Genomic DNA, 363 nt, shown 5'->3' on the forward strand with positions numbered 1-363 from the left:
TGTAAACGCTTAGCCGACATATTAGTTAAACCGTATATTTTTAGTAAATCAGAAACATGATACAGCTCAGCCGAGAGCTCAACCCCAGTTGCTCCACCGCCAACAATGGCGATATTTAATGAGTGTAATGGGTCATCGTCTTGATGAAGGCGAGTAAAGTTATCCAGCAGCGCGTGTTGAAAGCGCTCTGCTTGTTGATTTGAATCTAGGTAAAAACAATGCTCTTTAATGCCTGGCGTATTAAAGTCGTTACTCACACTGCCAATAGCAATAACTAAATGATCATAGTGAACGGTGCGTTTAGGTAAAATTTGATGCCCTAACTCGTCATATAGAGGGCTTAAGGTGATGGTTTTATTGTTG

The 363-nt window shown here is 40.8% G+C and carries 1 protein-coding gene; it reads right to left on the minus strand.

Annotation, left to right across the window (positions count from 1 at the left end):
• A partial coding sequence (locus AAEY78_RS12360) for an FAD-dependent oxidoreductase (RefSeq protein ID WP_352339637.1) occupies positions 1–363 on the minus strand: 363 nt, incomplete at both ends.

Source organism: Psychrobacter sp. 16-MNA-CIBAN-0192 (assembly GCF_040309565.1).
Classification (GTDB): domain Bacteria; phylum Pseudomonadota; class Gammaproteobacteria; order Pseudomonadales; family Moraxellaceae; genus Psychrobacter.